This window comes from Ktedonobacter racemifer DSM 44963 (genome assembly GCF_000178855.1).
Lineage (GTDB): Bacteria > Chloroflexota > Ktedonobacteria > Ktedonobacterales > Ktedonobacteraceae > Ktedonobacter > Ktedonobacter racemifer.
Window position 1 is genome coordinate 2,247,305 of the sequence record NZ_ADVG01000003.1, and the last position, 18,111, is coordinate 2,265,415.

17 protein-coding genes are annotated in these 18,111 nt (G+C 54.2%); 2 read left to right on the forward strand and 15 right to left on the reverse strand.

What is annotated here, in order from left to right:
* Nucleotides 1–5: 5 nt before the first annotated feature.
* From KRAC_RS38810 to KRAC_RS38820, 3 genes are all read right to left on the reverse strand, one after another.
* Nucleotides 6–386: a hypothetical protein gene (locus KRAC_RS38810; RefSeq protein WP_007916846.1), complete on the reverse strand. Its 381-nt coding sequence runs from the start codon at nt 384–386 to the stop codon at nt 6–8.
* 107 nt (nt 387–493) lie between these two features.
* The gene (locus tag KRAC_RS38815; RefSeq protein WP_007916847.1) at nt 494–1,174 is read right to left on the reverse strand and encodes a DUF4291 domain-containing protein; all 681 of its coding nucleotides are present in this window, start codon (nt 1,172–1,174) and stop codon (nt 494–496) included.
* 55 nt (nt 1,175–1,229) lie between these two features.
* Entirely contained in the window at nt 1,230–2,909 is a 1,680-nt protein-coding gene (locus KRAC_RS38820; RefSeq protein WP_007916848.1) for an IS1634 family transposase, read from the reverse strand.
* Nucleotides 2,910–3,251: 342 nt separating this feature from the next.
* Between KRAC_RS38820 and KRAC_RS38830 the strand changes: the two genes are divergently transcribed.
* Nucleotides 3,252–3,947 (forward strand): RNA-guided endonuclease InsQ/TnpB family protein, encoded by a 696-nt coding sequence (locus KRAC_RS38830; RefSeq protein ID WP_052568932.1) that lies wholly within the window; start codon nt 3,252–3,254, stop codon nt 3,945–3,947.
* Between the two features lie 866 nt (nt 3,948–4,813).
* Here the strand turns inward: KRAC_RS38830 and KRAC_RS67155 are convergent.
* A complete protein-coding gene (locus KRAC_RS67155) occupies nt 4,814–5,563 on the reverse strand; it encodes a metallopeptidase family protein (RefSeq protein ID WP_007916853.1) in 750 nt (249 codons plus the stop codon).
* A gap of 624 nt (nt 5,564–6,187) precedes the next feature.
* Between KRAC_RS67155 and KRAC_RS38845 the strand changes: the two genes are divergently transcribed.
* The gene (locus KRAC_RS38845) at nt 6,188–6,562 is read left to right on the forward strand and encodes a nuclear transport factor 2 family protein (protein ID WP_007916855.1); all 375 of its coding nucleotides are present in this window, start codon (nt 6,188–6,190) and stop codon (nt 6,560–6,562) included.
* A gap of 565 nt (nt 6,563–7,127) precedes the next feature.
* Here KRAC_RS38845 and KRAC_RS38850 read toward each other — a convergent pair.
* The 11 genes from KRAC_RS38850 to KRAC_RS76820 all read right to left on the reverse strand — a co-directional run bounded on the left by KRAC_RS38850 (nt 7,128) and on the right by KRAC_RS76820 (nt 18,008).
* Nucleotides 7,128–7,631, reverse strand: coding sequence for a DUF7694 domain-containing protein (locus tag KRAC_RS38850; RefSeq protein WP_007916859.1), 504 nt, complete (start codon nt 7,629–7,631; stop codon nt 7,128–7,130).
* Nucleotides 7,632–7,713: 82 nt separating this feature from the next.
* Nucleotides 7,714–9,033, reverse strand: a complete 1,320-nt coding sequence (locus KRAC_RS38855; protein WP_007916861.1) for a hypothetical protein — start codon at nt 9,031–9,033, stop codon at nt 7,714–7,716.
* Nucleotides 9,026–9,940 carry a tetratricopeptide repeat protein gene (locus KRAC_RS38860; RefSeq protein ID WP_007916863.1) on the reverse strand — a complete coding sequence of 305 codons (915 nt, stop codon included), beginning with the start codon at nt 9,938–9,940 and terminating at the stop codon, nt 9,026–9,028. The genes KRAC_RS38855 and KRAC_RS38860 overlap by 8 nt, the downstream gene beginning before the upstream one ends.
* 203 nt (nt 9,941–10,143) lie before the next feature.
* Nucleotides 10,144–10,557 (reverse strand): ArsR/SmtB family transcription factor, encoded by a 414-nt coding sequence (locus KRAC_RS63350; RefSeq protein ID WP_007916866.1) that lies wholly within the window; start codon nt 10,555–10,557, stop codon nt 10,144–10,146.
* A 17-nt stretch (nt 10,558–10,574) separates the two neighbouring features.
* Complete coding sequence (locus KRAC_RS38870; protein WP_007916868.1) at nt 10,575–11,276, reverse strand: hypothetical protein; 702 nt, start codon at nt 11,274–11,276, stop codon at nt 10,575–10,577.
* Between the two features lie 100 nt (nt 11,277–11,376).
* Nucleotides 11,377–12,162 (reverse strand): hypothetical protein, encoded by a 786-nt coding sequence (locus tag KRAC_RS76810; RefSeq protein WP_007916869.1) that lies wholly within the window; start codon nt 12,160–12,162, stop codon nt 11,377–11,379.
* 147 nt (nt 12,163–12,309) lie between these two features.
* Nucleotides 12,310–13,194 (reverse strand): hypothetical protein, encoded by an 885-nt coding sequence (locus tag KRAC_RS38880; RefSeq protein ID WP_007916870.1) that lies wholly within the window; start codon nt 13,192–13,194, stop codon nt 12,310–12,312.
* Between the two features lie 811 nt (nt 13,195–14,005).
* A complete protein-coding gene (locus KRAC_RS38885) occupies nt 14,006–15,460 on the reverse strand; it encodes an ATP-binding protein (protein ID WP_007916872.1) in 1,455 nt (484 codons plus the stop codon).
* A gap of 767 nt (nt 15,461–16,227) precedes the next feature.
* The gene (locus KRAC_RS38890; RefSeq protein ID WP_007916874.1) at nt 16,228–16,428 is read right to left on the reverse strand and encodes a carbon storage regulator; all 201 of its coding nucleotides are present in this window, start codon (nt 16,426–16,428) and stop codon (nt 16,228–16,230) included.
* On the reverse strand, nt 16,422–17,357 hold the full coding sequence (locus KRAC_RS76815) for a hypothetical protein (RefSeq protein WP_007916875.1): 936 nt from the start codon (nt 17,355–17,357) through the stop codon (nt 16,422–16,424). Before KRAC_RS76815 ends, KRAC_RS38890 begins: the two co-directional genes overlap by 7 nt.
* An 18-nt stretch (nt 17,358–17,375) precedes the next feature.
* Nucleotides 17,376–18,008 carry a hypothetical protein gene (locus KRAC_RS76820; RefSeq protein WP_007916876.1) on the reverse strand — a complete coding sequence of 211 codons (633 nt, stop codon included), beginning with the start codon at nt 18,006–18,008 and terminating at the stop codon, nt 17,376–17,378.
* Between the last annotated feature and the right edge of the window lie 103 nt (nt 18,009–18,111).

Below are 18,111 nucleotides of genomic sequence, written 5' to 3' on the forward strand. Positions count from 1 at the left end.
TTTTCCTACATTAATCGGAGCAGGAAGCCTTCCGTGTAAAGATGGATGCTTATCCTCTGATGCAGGGGTGTGAGCAGTATTTTATGATCATACAAAGTAAAGTAGAGGATACCAAGCTGGATACCGACCACGAGTAACGGCCACCCCAGAGATACCATGGCATCAAATGGCGAAAACGACCACATATCGCCAACAGACCCCGGAAAAGGGAAAAATTCAGCCCAAATCATGACACCCACACACGCCAGAAAAAGCGCACTCAAACTCCCAAACGCGATTTTCTCCGAGTGCTTCATTTTGCGCATGCCATGGACTTTCGTAAGAGCCCCCAGGTGAGCGGTCTCATGCGCTTGCGAGAGGTTAAGCTGTACAGAGTGATCGATCATATTTACGTTCTTTCTCTTAGTATCCCACATTCCGCACTTGAATTGACAAGAATCTGGGAATTGGGTAGTGTAGGGTCTACAAAGGAGAAAGGCACTCTGAAGTGCGGTCACGAGTCTCCCTGCGCCGACGAGATGTCATCGAGCGTCTTCTGCGCGAGCAGCAAACGAGCAGCAACCACTGGATCTGCAACAGGATAAACCGTTTCGTAAGGCACCTGCAACTGTTCGAAAGCTTTTGTCTGGACAAACAAACGCTGTTGTGCGACAAAGTCAGAAATATCTTCGATTGCTACGATCCACTCCCTGGCATACTTGGCCAGTGCCTCACCTCGGAGACCAAGTTGGATGGCACTTCGTGACAAACGGTGACCCGTAGGAGCATGATCAGGGTCCCATTGCAGGACCACAGGAGAACGGCGCAGTTGCGCGTACCAAGCGGTGTCGCTGGGGTAGAGATCCGCATGATAAAGCGAGTGAACAGCCTGGCTCAGAAGCCAATCAAAAGCGTCGCGCTTGAGAAAAACCGCGAGCACGATCTCTTGTTGCGGAACTGTTCCCCACTGACTCCGGTACATCATCCACAGGAAATTCGTTTTCACCCAACTGGTGCGATCCAGGCGGAAACCGCCCCCAAAGAAGCCATGCATGGCGGCAAAGCGACCAATGGTCGGCTTAAAAGCTTGATAGACGACGACACTCTGCTCATCGTATTGGGCGAGAATGTGCCGTCCTTCATCCGGCCAGTTTTCACGCTGGGTCAGGTAGGAGGTCGTGATAAGGCGTTCCATAGTGCTCTCTTTCACTCAATGATCAGCAAATAACTCCTGCTCATCTGCTCCAGTTTCAACTGGAAGAACAGTAGAATTGTTCATAGGGCGGTCCCAAAAGAGATAAAATGAGCCGGTGAACGGGTTGAAGGCGCAAAACCAAGGCGCGCGAAGAAGAAAAGGTGTGGACATGGAGCAACTCAATGCCCTCAAAACACTGGAACACCCAACGCATGGTCGGGCGCGTAGTCGGCTTCTGAACCTGATCGGGAATAGTTTGAGCTGTCTCCGCTAAACGCGCCCGGAGTCGAAATTCAGCTAGGCAATACACGAGCAAACATAAGACCATGATCAGGCTCAGTGCCATGATCCGCTCGGGCTTTTTCACAAAGATTGAGGAAGCCAAGGACAAGGGGTCTTTGAGAAAACGAAAGCCACGCTCAACGCCACCTTGCTCTTTGTACGTCGTCGTTAACGCAAGATCAGAAAGCTCAGCGGTCTCCAGGATATTGGTACCAATGATCCAGCAGGCTTTGCGAAACGCTTCCTGTTCTATCCGCTCCTGGTTGATGGTCACTGTGGCCACGATTTGCCACTCCTCTTTGAGTGGGCTGTTCTCTTTAGGAGGCCGTCCACGGCCGGCATGACGAGCATGAGTCACCAGTTCGTGATAGATGTTTAGCCACGTTGGTTGGCCTTTCTTTTCTCGTTCCATGGCCGTCTGCGCGTCCGTTTCACACGCAAAGCGACGATTTCCCAAATGCCAGCATTTCTTCTCCCACTCCGCCTGCGCACGCTTGACTTGGTGCTGCACACTGGCCTGAGCGCGAAGCTTTGAAGCGGACGTGTACACGATGACCCAGCGCTCTTTGCCCTGCGGTAAGCTCATGATCTGGCTGACCCAATGGGTGTTGCCGTCTTCGGATGCTTGCCAGGTCTCATAGCTTTGCGCGAGGGCTGCCCTGGCGTGCGTTGAGGTCTCGGAAACGCGACTGATCCACTTCACTTGCGCCTGATTGAAAATCCGCATATTCGCTTCGCTGTAGACGCCATTGTCTGCCACATACACGCTTGCCGTCTCATCGGTGACGCGCAATTGCTCCTGGATGGCCTGAATAGCTGAAAGCAAGCTCACTTTATCACTGCTGTTGCCATCCAGCGGCTGCAAAAAGAGCGGGATATTCCCATCATGGGTAGTGGCTAGCGCCAGCATCCACTGTTTGAGATCCTCGCGGTGGTCGCGCGAATAGCCGTAGGTGATGGCGATGAGCGCCGGATCACCAGCATCCACTCCCTCTGACCCTCTAACTTGCGGAGCCTGCGCCTTCGCTTGCGCGTATTCCCCACTCACAGAGAAGGACGTCGTATCCACATGGATCTGCTTCGTTTGGATGCCAAAGACCTGGCGGGCGTGGTAAGCTATTCCCGCAAAGAGCTTGGTGGGATCATGCGCGTAGAGCCAATCTAGTGTCCGTCCCAGACAATCGTCATTGAGCATATCTGCAGTGATTCCCTGCCCCAACAAGCGTTCCACCGGCTTGTTCGCAAAGTACTGCGGCACGAGATACAGCCGACGATTGCTGAAGCCTAATCCATTGAGGATCATCGCTGTTGTCGCCGTTCCCACGCTCACCTGTTGCCGATTCGTCAGGTCTTGCTCGTCTAACCAGGTAGCCAAACCAATCTCCCGGCACACTCCTGCCACGATTCCCAAGTGATCCAGTCTTTCATTCACATAGCTCTCTGCTGCTTGCATCTTGCGCCCTCCTCCGTGCTGGACCCTACGCTACCAAATTCCCACATTCCTGTCAATTAACTGCGGAATGTGGGTAGTATCACTGTCGTTAAGCAAGTTCATGTGCTTTCTCACGTATGAGTTGGTCCATCAAACGCTTCGCAGTGCGTTCACCTGGAAAGCCAAGAAAGAAGCCTCCTATCTCAAGAAGGTGACGAAAGCAGAGAAGCAAGGCAAACCAAATCCCCTTTCAGGCCAGTTCGCTGCCCTCACTCTGAGCAGTGCGCGGTTCGTTATAACGTTCACACCTACGCTCTCAACTGGACAACGCAAACCATTCGTGTCTCTACCACCCAAGGAAAAATGAGCATCCCCTTTACCATTCCTCATTTCAGTGAGCGTTATCGAGGATGCAAGGTTGCTACAGCCGACCTGATTCAGCGCAAAGGGAAGTGGTGGTTGCATGTGGTGGTTGCTGTTGCTGAGCCAACGGTCCCACGCAATGAGACCATTGTTGGCGTCGATCTGGGCTTGAATCGTCCTGCTGTCACCTCGCAACGCCAGTTTCTTGGTTCTCGCCACTGGAAAGAGATTGACCGCCGCCGTTTTCGCCTCCGTCGCACCTTGCAGTCCAAAGGAACAAAAAGTGCGAAACGACATCTCAAAAAGGTGTCTGGTCGTTCTTTGCGATTCCACCGGGACTGCGATCATGTCCTCTCCAAACGCATCGTGCAAAGCGTTTCCCCAGGAGCAACGATTGTTCTTGAGAACCTGACCAACATCCGAGAAGGGGTCCGTCATCGCAAAGGTGAAGGACAACGCAAACTGCATTCCTGGTCTTTCGCGCAGTTGTACAACTTTCTTGTTTACAAAGCGCAAGAACAAGGGATCGTGGTTGAGCGAATAGACCCGCGTCACACCTCGCAAACCTGCTCTCAGTGCGGGTATCAGGCGCGCAACAACCGCCGTTCTCAAGCGGTCTTTCACTGTCGCTCCTGTGGTTATCAACTCCATGCAGATCTCAATGCTGCCTATGTGCGCCGTTTCGGCGTACATTAAATTTCTTCCGTAGGAAGATGGGGTTGAGAGTGATAACCTCAAGGACATTCGGCCTACTTGGCGAGGAAACTCAAAGAGGAAAATAGCATGTCGGAAAAGCGGTTAAACGCGAAGGTATGTAGTGTGATGCACCGCGAGTCCTGTACGTATGGTGAAACCTAGACTGGATGAACCTCAGTTTCCAGTGGTCTAAGCATTGGCTCAGCGCAGCATACCTGTGGCGATGTCATTGGAATACACGCCTTTTTAGCGCGGGCGTGGAATACTCTCTCCAATGAACGACCAGTAATGAACTGGTTCAAGGAAACGAACGAGGCACCTAAACGTACTTAACGTTTGATGTGCGCAAATGCGGGATCGTCTACGGGTGCGAGCCTATGACGACGGAGCTTCCATAGTACTCAAACGATCAAGGTAATGCTTGATACAAGGGGAAGGGAAGCAGGGAGTATTGTCGCAGATGGAGCGGTGCGCGAGATGCGTTATGCCTACCTCCATGAAACGACAAGAAACCGGAGAGCCGGATGCGCGGAAATCGCGCACGTCCTGGTTCGGGAAGGGGCGGATGAAAACGTACCGCAAGGCAACGCGTCAGCCGCCTACTTCACAATATTCGGGAGAAGTACATTGCTTCTCTTGCTCAGGATGGTAGATCTGTCCTGAGTGGGTCGCTGTCAGACGGCCTCTCGTCTCACGTTTCGGCGTAGGGACAAGCCCTGCCTTTTGGCATGGGGTATCTGACACTAGACGCTACTGTTAGTATGGCATACTTTGGCTCGTTTCCCTTACGCTATTTTTTGTGCCTCTACATTGCGTCATGAGAAGCCGTATCCACAAGGAAGATTTCTTCTGCTGTTTTTTCTCCCTTATTGGATCCAGATCGGCATTTCTTCGTGTTCTATGCCAAAGTGATGAGCCACTTCATGGAGGATCGTCTTTCTGACCTGCACGCGAATACGCTCAAGATCGCCGTGACAATAGTCTTCAATAGCGCGTTGATAGATGGTGATACGCTCGGGCAAGAGCGAGTAGTGGCTCCCATAAGAGGCGAGCGGGACGCCCTGATACAATCCCAACAGAAGACGCCCATCACCAGTACCTACTCTTTCGAGGGTCTCGGCGTCCGGCTCATCTTCGATCAAGATTGCCAGATTGTCCATGTGTTTCTCAAACTCGTCGGGAATGGAATTGACAGCCTCCTGGACCAGCCGGTCAAAAACGTCAGGTTTCAATCTGGTTCTGCGGTTGCCCGACTTTTTTGCTTGCGCTTTCTCATACACATTCCCTGAGTGTCTGTTCTTTGCTGTATGTGTAGCAGTAGCGCGAACCTTGAACAGATATCCCATTCCGACGATGAGGAGGAGCATCAGTCCACTGGTGATCAGGAGTGCGGAGGAGGTATCTATCGCACGAGACAGGGTAATATACAGGACAAAGAATGAGCAGAAGCCTACGAAGAGGAAAACGAGCAGTTTTACTATGACGACCACCCACCTCCACATATTCTTGTGAGTATGCGTTTGTTGATTCGTCTTATCCGACCCGGCTGCGCCCTTGTCAGGAGCATCGAGATCGTCAGCATCATCAGAAGAGTGAGCAGGCTTCGTCGTTGTCATCGTTGACCTCCTCTTATCTTGGAAACGTATTCCCTCTCAGTAAAGAGAGACGTAACTTCCCTTGCGCTATGAAATAGGCAGGATTCCTCATTCTGATAGGTAATGCCTGATGATGAGTGCGACACGCAAGAGAGACGCGCAGCACTTCTTTGAATATAGCACTTTTGCTCTCAGAAACAAGCCAGACCATCACCCGCTTTTCTAGCGAGTTCAAAGAGAGGCCGCTCTCATTTTTTGTCGCACCCCTTCCAAATTGTGATTTGACACTGGTTTCGTCCTCGATATCGAAGCATATCCTGTCCTACGAGCTGCCTGAGAAGCGGCTTGAGAGAAACCGCTTGAGCAGGAACTGCTGATCTTTTGACGCATATACACCACATTGGTCCAATTTAGGAACCATAAAGTGTCCTTTGGTCCATTGCAGATAGTCTCCCTTTGTGAGAGGGCGAAATGCTCTAATTTTTCGGACTTGCGTTCTCAAATATGCGTCAAACGGGACATCTTCTGGTTGAAAAAGTATGCTATGAGCATGGGTTTCCTCTTTACTTCTTTACTTTGAGTATCTATGCTTGAGGAGGTGGACATACTGGCAATTGTTGTTAGCCCATATGAAAGGAGAGAGAAGTGAACCACTCCCTTGAGGAAATTGTGCATGCTGAGAAGCAGCTTCAACAGGCAATGGTGAACAATGATGTGCAAGCCCTGGAACGCTTAATACATGATGATCTGGTATTTATTGATGTCGAGGGAAATGTGCAGGGAAAACGAGATGATATTGAAAGTCATGCATCTGGGGCTGTTGTTCAGACTGCCGTGGAGTTTGTCGAAGAACCAGTTATGCAATTATATGGAGAAAGTGCAATTGTTGCAGTAAAAGCTCATGTAAAGGTGCGATTACAGGGAAAACCTCTTGAAGCTTTCTGCCGCTATCTGCGTGTATGGCTGTTTCAGGATGAGCGCTGGCAAATTATCTCGGGAACTGTACGTATCATCTCTTGATTACGACTCATATCATCTGTTTTATTCATAGCGAAGTGCTTCTGCTGGAAAAGTACCTCTTTGCTCAGCCGCATACACAGGCTATTCTGGCAGATGAACTACAACACGGTTTTGACCGATAAACCGTCTGACTTGTCATTGACCGATATCTTGTCCGGCTGGGACAAATTGGCTGGCAAACCACACAAATCGAGTCAACCTCATCCAGATGTGGAGGATGCTTTGTGTAGATGGCTGAAAAGCTAGACGTGTGTCTTCTTTTTTATTTCCATCATAGAGGTATAGCTGCTTCCCGCAACTATACCTCAAAGGAACAGGGGCTACACCTGTGTTTGCCACGAAAGGGTATGGACCACCATACGATTGAGATGGAACCAATGACCACGTGTGTGAGCGAAAGCAACATTTTGCTCCCCAGCTTTTTGAGGGTCCGACATTACCAAAATTTGGTATTCTATTATTTATAGAATACCTGCCTCCAAAAAAGCGCTTTCTTGAACTGTGTCTCTCCATTGCACTGGATATGGCCTCTGAAGAAGCCGTATCCAGTGCAATGTCGCGTGTGTTAAGAACGCCTGTGTTGTTCTTGCTGGAGAAGTGTTCTCATTTCTTCTTTAGAAAGACAATCAGCCGGGCGTTCATTGGCCGGCCATGGCTCTTGTCGCGCATCACCAATGGTTGCTTCGGTGACCAGGCGCCGGGTAAACCCGAAGGGGAAGCGGAAGGTGGGATCATCGATAATCCACAGGTGGTAGTGGTTGCTCGTATCTACTTCCCGTGAGCGCGCGGGGAAGAGTTCGACTCCTTCACATTCTGGTCCGACGAGTTCATCTTTGATGCGCATTTTGTCTCTATAGGGTACAACGATTCCACGATCCAGGCGCCGGAACGAGAGGTGGATCAGATCTGGCCCGCCGTCGTGTGCTTTGAGCCGTCGCACGTGAACCTGATAGCGGTTGTTGCGAAAGATGTCGCAGTCTGGATCATGTGGATCTTTTTCACAGCGGACGAACGGCGTCCAGGGAGTGCTCAGAAGATCCTGGGTATGGCGATGTTTCTTGTGTTTCATCTTTCCTTTTTCCAGAGCACACGCAAGACGGCGCCTCCAACGAGGCGCCGTCTTGCATGTTAATCTACCAGCGGTACGTTTTTCATGCGCCTTCCATGCCCTCTGGAGCGATTGTCTTTTGAGACTCACCGCTGTCTTGTAGTGGCGGCATAGGTGTGTGGAAGAGCCCTTCATAACTGATCTGAGCACAATTGGCCCAGGAGAGAACAAAGAGTTGCCAGGCTACCTCAAGCGGGGTCATGTCTTGTCCGGATGGAAACAGAAACCAGATGGCCCTGGGATGCCGGGGGGCACAGGGTGGAAGCTCTGCCGTGTCCATCCAGGGGGCGATGGTGGTGAGGACCTCTGTCCATGGTGTGAAGATGAGCTGCAGGCAATAGAGGTGCGCTGGCTGCCTCCCCTGATCATGCCGGGCAAACAGCGTCTCATACCCTTGCCAGTGCATGCGCAGGGCGTAGCCACGCGCTCCAAAGCAAAGCTGGTTGACCAGGGCAATGGCCTCTTGCAGTGCGGTCTCATCGTGTATCACCTGTCGGCTTTGTTCAAACGATACGCTTCCCGATGTAGTCCTGTGCCAGGAGCGCCTGGCAAGACGTGCTCGCAATGCCTCTTCCTGCCGGGCGCAGGAGGCGAGGGTCCGTTGGAGCATCCCTACCGCGTGGATCAGCTGTGCGGCGTCATGGAGATGAGAGAGGGGGCCAAAGAGCGTGTCCGGGTCGGGATCCGCTTCAGGCTCATGCGCTGTTTCCCAGCAAGCGTGAAGGACGCAGCGATCAAAGGTGAGCACTTGCCCAAGGTACCCTGGATCAGCACATGTTCCTGTCAGGACGTTATGCAGCAGTTGGCTGGTCCATCCGCGGGCATGGGCTTCGAGTCGGATTTGTCTGAGGGCCTGTTCGGTGCGCTCCATATCCGTGCTGCCAAGGATGGCAGAGGCGGCGAGGCGCTGCTGCAAACACGCCTCCACCTCTTCCTGGAGCTCTGCTATGGTCTCTTCCGGGAACAGATGAGCCACACCCCATCGGTGTGCCATGGCAATGGCGCGCTGCCAGGTCGCTCGTTCTTCTGCCCACTCCTCTTCAAACGACGCATAGGGCAGTTTCGGGGGACACTGGGCATGAGCCAGTTCGTGGAGAAAGGTACGCAGGACCTGCTCTTCTGGCATTTCCGGGGCAGACCAGATCCAGATGTCATGATGCTCAACGGAATAGGCCCCTGCGGCGTGAGCATCAAGCGGCAGGCGAACGACGAAGAGCTCACTCACCACGATACCCGCGGTCCTGGCACATTCCCACAGGTGCAGGAACGCGTCGGGTGGCGGATCGATCAGGGGATCAGGTGCCTCTGGTGGAAGCGATGCACGTAACACCTGAAGTTGGCGAGTGAAGGTGGAATTATGCATGGGTGACGTTTCCTTTCGTGTGTGTGGCAGGTGTCGCAAGTTGTGCTCCCAGGCGTTGCAGCACGAGGAAGAAGCACGCGGCCAGTTCCTGGTCATCTGGCATGTCGTGGAGCGCGTGCCACAGATCCTGATACGCCGCCTGCCAGTGCTGGTGTCTCGCATGAAGGAGTCCGCGAATGGAGAAGAAACGAGCACAGGTGGGGGTGAGCTCAAGCCCTCTGTTGAGGTCCCTAATCGCCTCCTGGTGGTAGCCCAGGAGGGAACGGACCCCACCACGCTGTGCATAGAGTTCGGCGTAGGCGTCAGCGCGTTTTTCCTGCCGTGGTAGGTGTGAATCAGAGGTCGCAGGTGTGAGGATCTGTGTCAGAACGCTGTGGGCCTTGCGTACGTGCTTGAGCTCAATGAGGACCTTCACGTAGTGCCAGGTTAATGCTACCTGGTCGTATTCATGTGGCTGAAGCCAGGCCTGTGCCTGTTTCCAGAGCGGGAGGGCATCGGGGTAGCGTTCCTGTTGTGTGGCGAGGACCGCGAGCACCAGGCAGGCCAACCCTTCCAGTCGCCTGTTTGCTCGACTGTCCCCGCCGTGTGCGTGCTGCAGAAGCGCGTGAAGGTCTTGCCGTGCCTGCTCAGGTGCTCCAAGCAGGGCAGAGGCGACCCCGCGTTGCAGAAGCAGGTGTTGCGTGTGCTCTCTTTTCTGAAAGCAGAGCGCGCGCGAATGAGACAGAGGGGGTCTTAATTGTGATGACCAGGTGGCGATGGACTCAGAGAGGCGTGCGCGCTCAATCGCTCCGTCCTCGCTGACGCAGGCGAAGACCGCTGCGAGCGGATGTGATGGATACAGGGTGAGCACCTGGTGCAAAGTGTCTGCAATCTCTTGTGCCAGAGTACGTCGTGATGATGTGGGCATGATGTGATTCGTCTCCTTTCAAAAAGGACGACAGCCTCCCGGCACGCCGGGAGGCTGTCGTGACGCTGGAAAATGTGTTGCACGCTGAGAGGTCGTGAGATATGCTCAGAGGAGAGGGTATTGGCGTCCTCCTGCTCTCTCCTCACCTTGTCCCTCTTCAGGAGAGATAGGTGAGATCTCGACCCTTGAAGCGGCTCTTTGGTTTAGAGTTGATCCTCGCGCCTCTGCTGAAGCAGGTGTTCAACGGAGGCCAGTCCCTCGCGGACCTCCTTCAGTTTGTCGGGCAAAATGTAGTAATAGGCGTGATTCCCCAGGCGCTTCACGCCCAGGAACCCGGCGAACAGTAAGATGCGCAAATGGTGCGAGACGACGGGCTGGGTGCGTGGAATTCGTTCGACCAGTTCACGGACGCAGAGCGTTCCCTCTTCTCGTGTCAGCAAACGGAGCAGGCGAAACCGGACGGGATTCGCGAGGGCCTCAAGCAGAAGTACGAGGCCTGCATCCTCTTCCAGTCCTGTTGCTCGCCAATCTTTGTCCTTATCTGACGCTGAGGCTGTCGTCTCGGCATCAGGCTGCGTGAGGAGGGAGAGGTGGTCTCGTTGGTGATGGGTACTCATAGGTTGTATTCTTCCTTTCAATAGTTGTGGTCTGATGTACGCTTGCCCTGCTGTGTGCGAAGAAAGGGGCCGTCTGTGTAGTGGCAGAGCAGGCAGACCAGGGTAAGCGTGCGCATTGTGGTGTTCCAAAGCGGGGTCAACCAGCTTTCGCAGTGTGGGCACATAGGGGTGTCCTGTGCTGCGTCCTGTGTGATGGAAGGTGTGCAGGCGACAGGCTGTCGTGGCACGATGACCTCTGTTTGGGTCGAGAGCCACTGGCGTACCGCATCGGCGCTCTGCCCATGGAGTTCCAGGGTTTGGATCGAGGATTCTGCGTTGCCCATCAGCGGATCTGGCAGCGAGAGGTAGCGTAGAAGGAGAGTGGTATCTCCCTCGATGGCGCTCTCTATCACTTCACAGATGCATGCTCGAGCGAGCAGATGGGCGCCGAGCTGCAGAAACGGTTGGGGTGGCTGGGGCAGGGCGTTGAGGTACCAACTGAGCAGCATTTCCTGCTCGTCGTTGCTCTGGACCAAAAATGACGGCGGACGCTCGTGGGTGAACACCACCTCGATCCCTGGTGCAAACTGGCGTGAACGGTGATCAATGAGCGTGACGATGTGTTCTCGATCAAGGATACGACCACCAAGCGACAGATAGCGGTAGGACGGGTTCGTGCGAGGTGCGTGCCCAGTGTCAACGGGGAAATGCGCGTGCTGAGGCGCAGGTGTCTCAGACATGAGAAGATGTACTCCTTTCGTAGAGAGAAGATGCTGTAATATCTAATGGGGGTGTGAAGCGTCACAGAGGGGTGGACCGCGGCATTGGGGAAGGCTGGAGCTACAGTTCTTCATGGGCAGTCGTCCTCGACTTGTGTGATTGCGAGGATTTGCCCGAATTGGATGCGATGGGGCGTGCAGGCAATGGAAGCGGGACCCCCTGAAGGGGGCGCGCGGTATAGAAGGCGGTGAGTTGTGCCGTGCGTCTGGTGAGTGCGCGACTGACTGGCGGGGGAAGGTGTTCGACCTCTCGCCAGTTAGTAAGGGCGGCTAGCCGATGGAGTCGTGGAAGCAAGAGTTGAGGGAGCAGGTGTAAGGGTGTGGGAGGAAGTGGAAAGCGCCAGATAACGTAGCTTGTATAATATGTGTTCACCTGGCATTGGCGTGTTCTCATCCCGCCTTCTATCCTGATCAGGAACTGATCGGTATAGCGCCAGGTACGAAATCCAGCGGGGGTGAGTGACCTGGGACGTGTCGGTGACGCTGGTGGAATGTGGACAAAGTCGAGATGCTGGCGTCGCCACTCCTGCTGCCACCATTCGGCAAGGCGCTGTTCCATCCCATCATTGAACGGCGTCAGGACCTTATCGTGATAGGGCAGAAAGATGCGCGTAGGTTGAGGGAGCGGACCAAAGGGTTGAAAGAGCCGTTTGGGCGTGTCAAAGCCCTCGATACAGGCGAGGACGTGCTCGGGAAAGGCGTGTCGGTAGCCGTGCTCCTGGTCTGTCACATGGGATGGGTCACTGGTAAAGTCAGCAAACCAGGTCTGGGCCGTCGTTTTGTAGATGCCGGTGAAGGCCTCTATTTCTTTGAGCAGAAAGCGGTAGCGGGTATCTTCTCGACGCATAGGGATACTCCTTCTTGTCTGTTAAAAAAAGACATGAAAAAAACTGGCTCACCCGCCTGTCCGTGCAGGCAGATGAGCCAGTGAGTACAAAGAAAACGCGAATCTATATGTACAGGAACAGCACTGTTCCTGGGTGATGGTGTCTGCTTAGCGCAGGTAGGAGGTCAGGACCACGTCTCGACGGTTATGCCCCAGCGCGCGTGACACGACCAGGACGGCTTCCTCATCAAGAATGCCACGCGGGAGCCGACCAGTGGCAGGAGGAAGGGGCAGGCCTGAGAGGTGCTGATAGAGTGCCTGGGCATACGCTCGACGATAGGCATGGATGTCGAGGTGCTTGGGGAGGCGAGGAAAGATCTTCTCCTCGCCCCGTCGACCCTCTACCAGGCGGAGCACGGTGGTTTCTTGCCCAGGAAGGACAGGAACCTGGCGTAATTTGCCCCCTTTGCCATGGATGTGAGCGAGCACCACCTGCCCATCTGGTAGCCTCTCGATCTGGCCAACCCGCAGCGCTCGCGCTTCATGCCGCCGTAAGCCGGTTGCGCCAAGAAAGACAAGGAGATCCTGCCAGGCTTCAGCGGACATATGGCGAGGCCGTTTCTGATGCAAAAAAGGGGTACGGGAGCGACGAATGGCCTCGCGGTGCCGTGCCGGTAATGCGACTTCGCTGGCAAGCGTCGGAGAACCAAAGAAGAGGCGCAAGGCGCTGCGCGTGGTGGAGAGCGTCCAGGGGCTGTAGCCCTCCTGCACATGCAGGTGTAAGTAGGCAGAGACGAGCGCGTTCGCACGCTGGTCGATCTCGTGCAGCCGTTTGGTTCCATGCGTTGCGCGACACCAGGACAAAAAGCGCATCACGATGTTCTGGTATGTCGTCCGTGTAGTATAGGCGTGAATCTTCCCATCAGAAAACGGCCAGTGATAGGTCCCCAGGAGACGGGCACGGGCTTTAGCGTGCGCGCGGCTCTGCCCTAGTGCCATGAAGCCGTCAAGTCTCTGTTGCGCTTCATAGAGGAGCCCTGGTCGTTTCCCCATCGCAGGTACACTCTTCTTTGTGTGAAAGGGATGTAGTTGCCCTACAAGGTCTTTCGTTGCGTTCAGTAATTGCGAAGCCATCTGCATATGTGCGCATATACAGAGCAGGGAGAAGACAGTGAAGAGGCGCTCCGTTTATGGTGGATAGGGTGGTGGGGGATACCCATATTGACACTATCTACCTTTTACGCTCTACGAGAACACGTGTTTTGGTACATACACAACCAAAAAGTGTTTGGGCGTTGCAAGGTAAATCGTGTCCTGATGTTGTTGGCGAAATCAGAAAATGAGCTCGTAATGGAGAACAATGTATCTCTGGTTTGAGCTCAGGAAACCAATTCGCCAACACTATCTGTCCTTGCGTAAAAATGCTTGCGTACAAGTGTTCCTGTGCCCTCTCGGTGAGGCCTTTTAAGAGCTTCAACGCCACCTTGCCATTCAAGAGAGCAAACACGCATTGGCTCGGACGGAGCCTTCAGGAAACTTCGGTTTGCTGAGAAGCCCTCGGCTTTCGCCGTGGGGAGTCGTCACGGAAGTGATAGTCAATCACCTCCGCTCTCAGAGCGGAGGCTTCTTACTTCTGGACTCCACCGCGACTCAGCCTCCCTCTGCGGGTTGCTCCCGTCTCAGAAGTTCATGCTTCAGACAGCTTGCTGAACCGGAGAGGTCTACCGGCTCCGCCGCGCCATAGAGGGATTTTTTCTTGGGCGGCACGAAACGCGCGAAGGCGTCCACAGCAAGCGGGAGTACCATCCGTGCCCAAACACAGATCTCACGGGCTCAGATGACGTGCGTGGCGTGCTTTCCACACTCAGGCCTCTCTCCTCCTGGGAAGGGTGACGGTAAAGGTCGATCCTTTTCCGACATCGCTGTCCACCACGATGGTTCCCCCATGGCTCTTGACGATCTCAGCTACAATAGAGAGCCCCATGCCCAGCCCGGGGATCGCTCGCAGCCTGGCAACATCGGTCCGATAGAAGCGCTCAAAAATCTTGTTATACTGCTCTCGAGGAATGCCCAGGCCATGATCTCGCACCAAGATTGTGACCGCCTCTTCGGTGGCGGAGAGCTCCACCTCGACGGTCCTTGCATCGGGAGAATACTTCATGGCATTGCTGAGCAAGTTGCTGAAGACCTGTCCCAGCCGGTCTCGATCCCCAATCAGGCTGGTTTGCATGCTCCCACGGACCACAATGGTATGACTGGGACTCGTATGTTGCATGGCGTCGACGACCTCTCGCAGCAGCTCGCCCAGATCCACACGCTCCCGGACGTACTCCAATCTCCCTGCCTGGATCCTGGAGACATCCAGTAACTCCGCGATCAGGCATTCCAGTTGCTCGACGGGCCTCTCCACCCTGGAAAGCTCGGTGGCCGCCTCGTGCTGGGAGTGCTTTTCAAGGTGTTTTCGCACCAGGTGGGTCTGCAGCTTGACTGCCGTGAGCGGAGTCCCCAGTTCATGGCTAACGATATTGAGAAAATCATACTTGTGTTGTTCCAGTTCTTTGCGCGCCGAATTATCCAGTACAGAGTGGATCACCTGGCGTGGAGAATGCTCTAAGACGACCCCGCACACGAGCACCGGCAGACGACTGCCATCTTGACAGAGGTACTCTTTTTCATAGGGCGTCATCGACTCCCAGGTATCCAGTTCCTGACGAGCCTGCAGGGTCCGAGCCATATATTCTGGAGGGGTCATCTGCAACACGTTCATGCACCCCGCACGCAGGTCTTCTCGCGTATAGCCGGTCATGCGCAGAAAGGTATCGTTTGCATCCACAATTTGCCCACCTTCGGTGACAAAGATCCCGATAATCTTGGATTTCATCAAGGTGTCTGCGCGCTCCAGAGCGGGGCGCAAGGTTTCTTCGATCCGCTTCTGCTCGTCGATATCGGTGCAGGTGCCAAACAGAGTAACGATTTGACCTGTTGCATCGCGCATTGGCATGGCACGAGTTAAGAACCAGCGATACTCCCCCGTCGGGCCCTGTTTGAGACGCTCTTCGTGCTCAAACAGGGCTCCCGTCTCCAGGGCATACTCCCAACGCATTCGGTTGCCTTCCTGATCATCAGGATGGATGAACTGGAAATGAGCCCATACGCTTTGTACCTGTTCAAGCGTGAGCCCGACGTAGTCACGCCAGCGCTGGTTCACATACTCGTGCCAGCCGTTGGGTCGTGCCGTCCAGACCAACTGGGGAATGGAATCAATCAGTGTGTCACATGACGCGGAAGTAACACGCCTGGTTTGCTTGCTCTTCAACATAGCGCAGTTAATATCCCTTTCACGTGTCCCAATCCCTGGTGGCGAAGCTGCGTACCTGCTCTGAACTCAAGAGGTCTAGAGAAATGATCTGCTCTCTTCGAGAAACAAGCGAGCTGGCACTTCGTGTTCTCGGTCACAGCCTGTGCGCTCGTAGTGGCATCCACAACCGTCTCAGTGTCATCGACGACACATGAGGCACGGGGAAGCGCTTCCAAGAGAGACGTATGTTGAGGACGTGATGTGAGCAGAGCGCCCACTCATGTAGTATCTGAACACATAGCATGACCTCTCTTCTTTCCCCCTTGCTCAGTCCCCTGGGCAAAAGGAGCGTACGTGCTCGCTCAATGAAACGATAGGTTACAACTGGCTGGATGTTCACCACGCCATCATTCTTCAACAGAAGGTATTCTGCGTCTTTGCATGCGCTCTACGGCACGTACCGTCTTCCTTTCTTTAAAGAGAGGGGCCGCCATGCGCAACGAGGTGAAAGACGTGCTCTGCTGAGCAAGTGTTCCCATGACTCTTCCTGTCGAGAACAGCCTTGTTCACAAACGTCAACAGACAATGGCCAACGTGTGAAAAAGATTACCCCCAAATTGTGTTGTTGTCAATAGGATTGGGTAGGGCCACACTATCTGGTGAAGAGCTCAGAAAAACTTACGAAAATGAGCTCAAACAAGAAGGCTTTCACCACTTAATGTAGCTCTACCATAGGATGCGCACGATCTAAATTTCTTTATAGTTGGAAAGAAGCGTAGAGAGTGGATCTAGCTCCCATTTGATGCTCCTTTGAAAAAGGGGAGTTGAGAATGGTTATCACGTCGCACTATTTCCTCGCGTACGATATCGACCTCGGGAGGGGCCGTAATCCCGAGTTTTACTCTTCCCTCACGTACCTCGAGCACTTCTATGAGAATATTGCCAGAGAGGAGAATTTTCTCCCCTTCCTTGCGCCGTAGAACTAGCATGATGGGTCGTTCCTTTCTTCCTTCAAAGGTTCTGATGGTATTGGTGGGTTCGTAGGTGGTGTATCCAGATCTGGAGGAATGGTAGTATCCTCTTCGTAGGCTCTGGCGACGGCTTTTTTGATGACTTGCCGTTTGCGCAGCGCGGGGCGAAGCAGTGGAACCCACTTGGGGTCGGGATGTTTGACGGTGACCTCTCCCTCCCGCCGGGTGCCATCTTTGCGCGTCGGGTAGCTGCGGGTGAAGATGTCGATGATCCGCTGCTCATAGAGCAGATCTTCGGGTTTGGCCTGGGCCAGCCAGTTCTTGCGTTTGTTCGTGGTTGTGGGTTCTGGGACTTCGCTCATTGTAGGACGAGAAGCCATCTCTGAGAGGTCGTAGGTGACGGTGGTGTATGTGCGTGAATGCGTGACCCACCTCTCTTTGGGTTTCCCTTTTCCTCGTTTACGCGGGACGGATGCTTTGGTCTGGTAGGAGACAACACGATCAGGAAACGAGGGCGCCTGAGGGGTGCGTGCATAGCGTTTGTGGAGCATGCCGCTCGCGATGGCAAGCCAGCGTGTCCAGGGAAACACCTGGCTCATGTGCTGGTCGTGCGGCAGGACCCAACACGAGTACTGCGTATCGTAGGACAGGCGCAAGAGCACCGACGCATTCTCGCCGATGATATCAATGTTCCAGCGTGCGGCTTCCTGACCAAGGATCTGATGTGCCTGAAGCCAGGCGTCCAGATGCGTGCTCGGGTTAATGAGCCTATTGAGCTCTCGTGCCGGATAGCGCGGGTAGAGAAACACGGCCCGCACGCGACCCAGGGGACCTGGTTGTGGCTCATCAAACTCGATCCAGTACCGTTGATCCGTCTTGAAGAGGTCGGCGACCAGCGTGTTAAAGTGGGCCAGCTGGTCATCAGGTGTGGTCCATCCCTTGCGCACCCAGAACTCCTCGAGGGTCTAGAGGAGGTCCTGATACATCTGCCTGGCAGAGGCTGTCCAGAGCCAGAGGTGTGCATGGTCCAGCATCTGGCAGAAGATGCTGACGTAAAAGGGATCGGACTGTGCCGAGGGAACGCCTGACGTGATCCGCTCCCCGGCGAACATCATTTTGAAGACTTCCACGAAGGGTTTTCCCTCCGCGAGAATGGTCTCAATGGTAGCAATCCAGGCCTGATTGCGCCGGTCTCTCTCCTCCTGAGAGAGGGTGACATCGGGCGTCTCATGAAAGGCGACAGGGCGATACTGATGGGAAACGTGGGTTCTTCCAAATTGTGTGTCTCTGGCGATTTCATGTTCTTTGCTCAAACGTGCGCGGACAAGAGCATCCAGCTGGGGCTCTTCAAGGGTCAGAAAGGGCCTGTAATGCGTGAGAGGGGCTTCGAGGCGCTTTTGTTCCTGCTCGGGAGGGGCTATGGTGCCTAAGCAAAAGACGATGATGTAGTAGTTGCCACCCGCCATATAGGTGTTGACGGTCAATGTCAGGTCGATGATCGCGACAATCGTTTCAAGCGCAGCGAAGAGCGCTTGTTGCGCGCTCCGACTGGGAACCTGAACCGCACGATACCAATTGGGAAGAAGCAAATCCGTCATACGGATTCCTTTCCAAAAAACACGCTCCCACCAGGGGCATGCGCGTACGATACTGCGTGACGCGTATGCGTGCGCTTCTGGTGGGAGTGAAGGACGAAGAGGA

Bases quoted from the DNA above. Each gene is read 5' to 3' on its own strand.
- KRAC_RS38810 (WP_007916846.1), bottom strand. From the start codon at position 386: ATGATCGATCACTCTGTACAGCTTAACCTCTCGCAAGCGCATGAGACC.
- KRAC_RS38815 (WP_007916847.1), bottom strand. From the start codon at position 1,174: ATGGAACGCCTTATCACGACCTCCTACCTGACCCAGCGTGAAAACTGG.
- KRAC_RS38820 (WP_007916848.1), bottom strand. From the start codon at position 2,909: ATGCAAGCAGCAGAGAGCTATGTGAATGAAAGACTGGATCACTTGGGA.
- KRAC_RS38830 (WP_052568932.1), top strand. From the start codon at position 3,252: ATGAGCATCCCCTTTACCATTCCTCATTTCAGTGAGCGTTATCGAGGA.
- KRAC_RS67155 (WP_007916853.1), bottom strand. From the start codon at position 5,563: ATGACAACGACGAAGCCTGCTCACTCTTCTGATGATGCTGACGATCTC.
- KRAC_RS38850 (WP_007916859.1), bottom strand. From the start codon at position 7,631: ATGAAACACAAGAAACATCGCCATACCCAGGATCTTCTGAGCACTCCC.
- KRAC_RS38855 (WP_007916861.1), bottom strand. From the start codon at position 9,033: ATGCATAATTCCACCTTCACTCGCCAACTTCAGGTGTTACGTGCATCG.
- KRAC_RS38860 (WP_007916863.1), bottom strand. From the start codon at position 9,940: ATGCCCACATCATCACGACGTACTCTGGCACAAGAGATTGCAGACACT.
- KRAC_RS63350 (WP_007916866.1), bottom strand. From the start codon at position 10,557: ATGAGTACCCATCACCAACGAGACCACCTCTCCCTCCTCACGCAGCCT.
- KRAC_RS38870 (WP_007916868.1), bottom strand. From the start codon at position 11,276: ATGTCTGAGACACCTGCGCCTCAGCACGCGCATTTCCCCGTTGACACT.
- KRAC_RS76810 (WP_007916869.1), bottom strand. From the start codon at position 12,162: ATGCGTCGAGAAGATACCCGCTACCGCTTTCTGCTCAAAGAAATAGAG.
- KRAC_RS38880 (WP_007916870.1), bottom strand. From the start codon at position 13,194: ATGGGGAAACGACCAGGGCTCCTCTATGAAGCGCAACAGAGACTTGAC.
- KRAC_RS38885 (WP_007916872.1), bottom strand. From the start codon at position 15,460: ATGTTGAAGAGCAAGCAAACCAGGCGTGTTACTTCCGCGTCATGTGAC.
- KRAC_RS38890 (WP_007916874.1), bottom strand. From the start codon at position 16,428: ATGCTAGTTCTACGGCGCAAGGAAGGGGAGAAAATTCTCCTCTCTGGC.
- KRAC_RS76820 (WP_007916876.1), bottom strand. From the start codon at position 18,008: ATGACGGATTTGCTTCTTCCCAATTGGTATCGTGCGGTTCAGGTTCCC.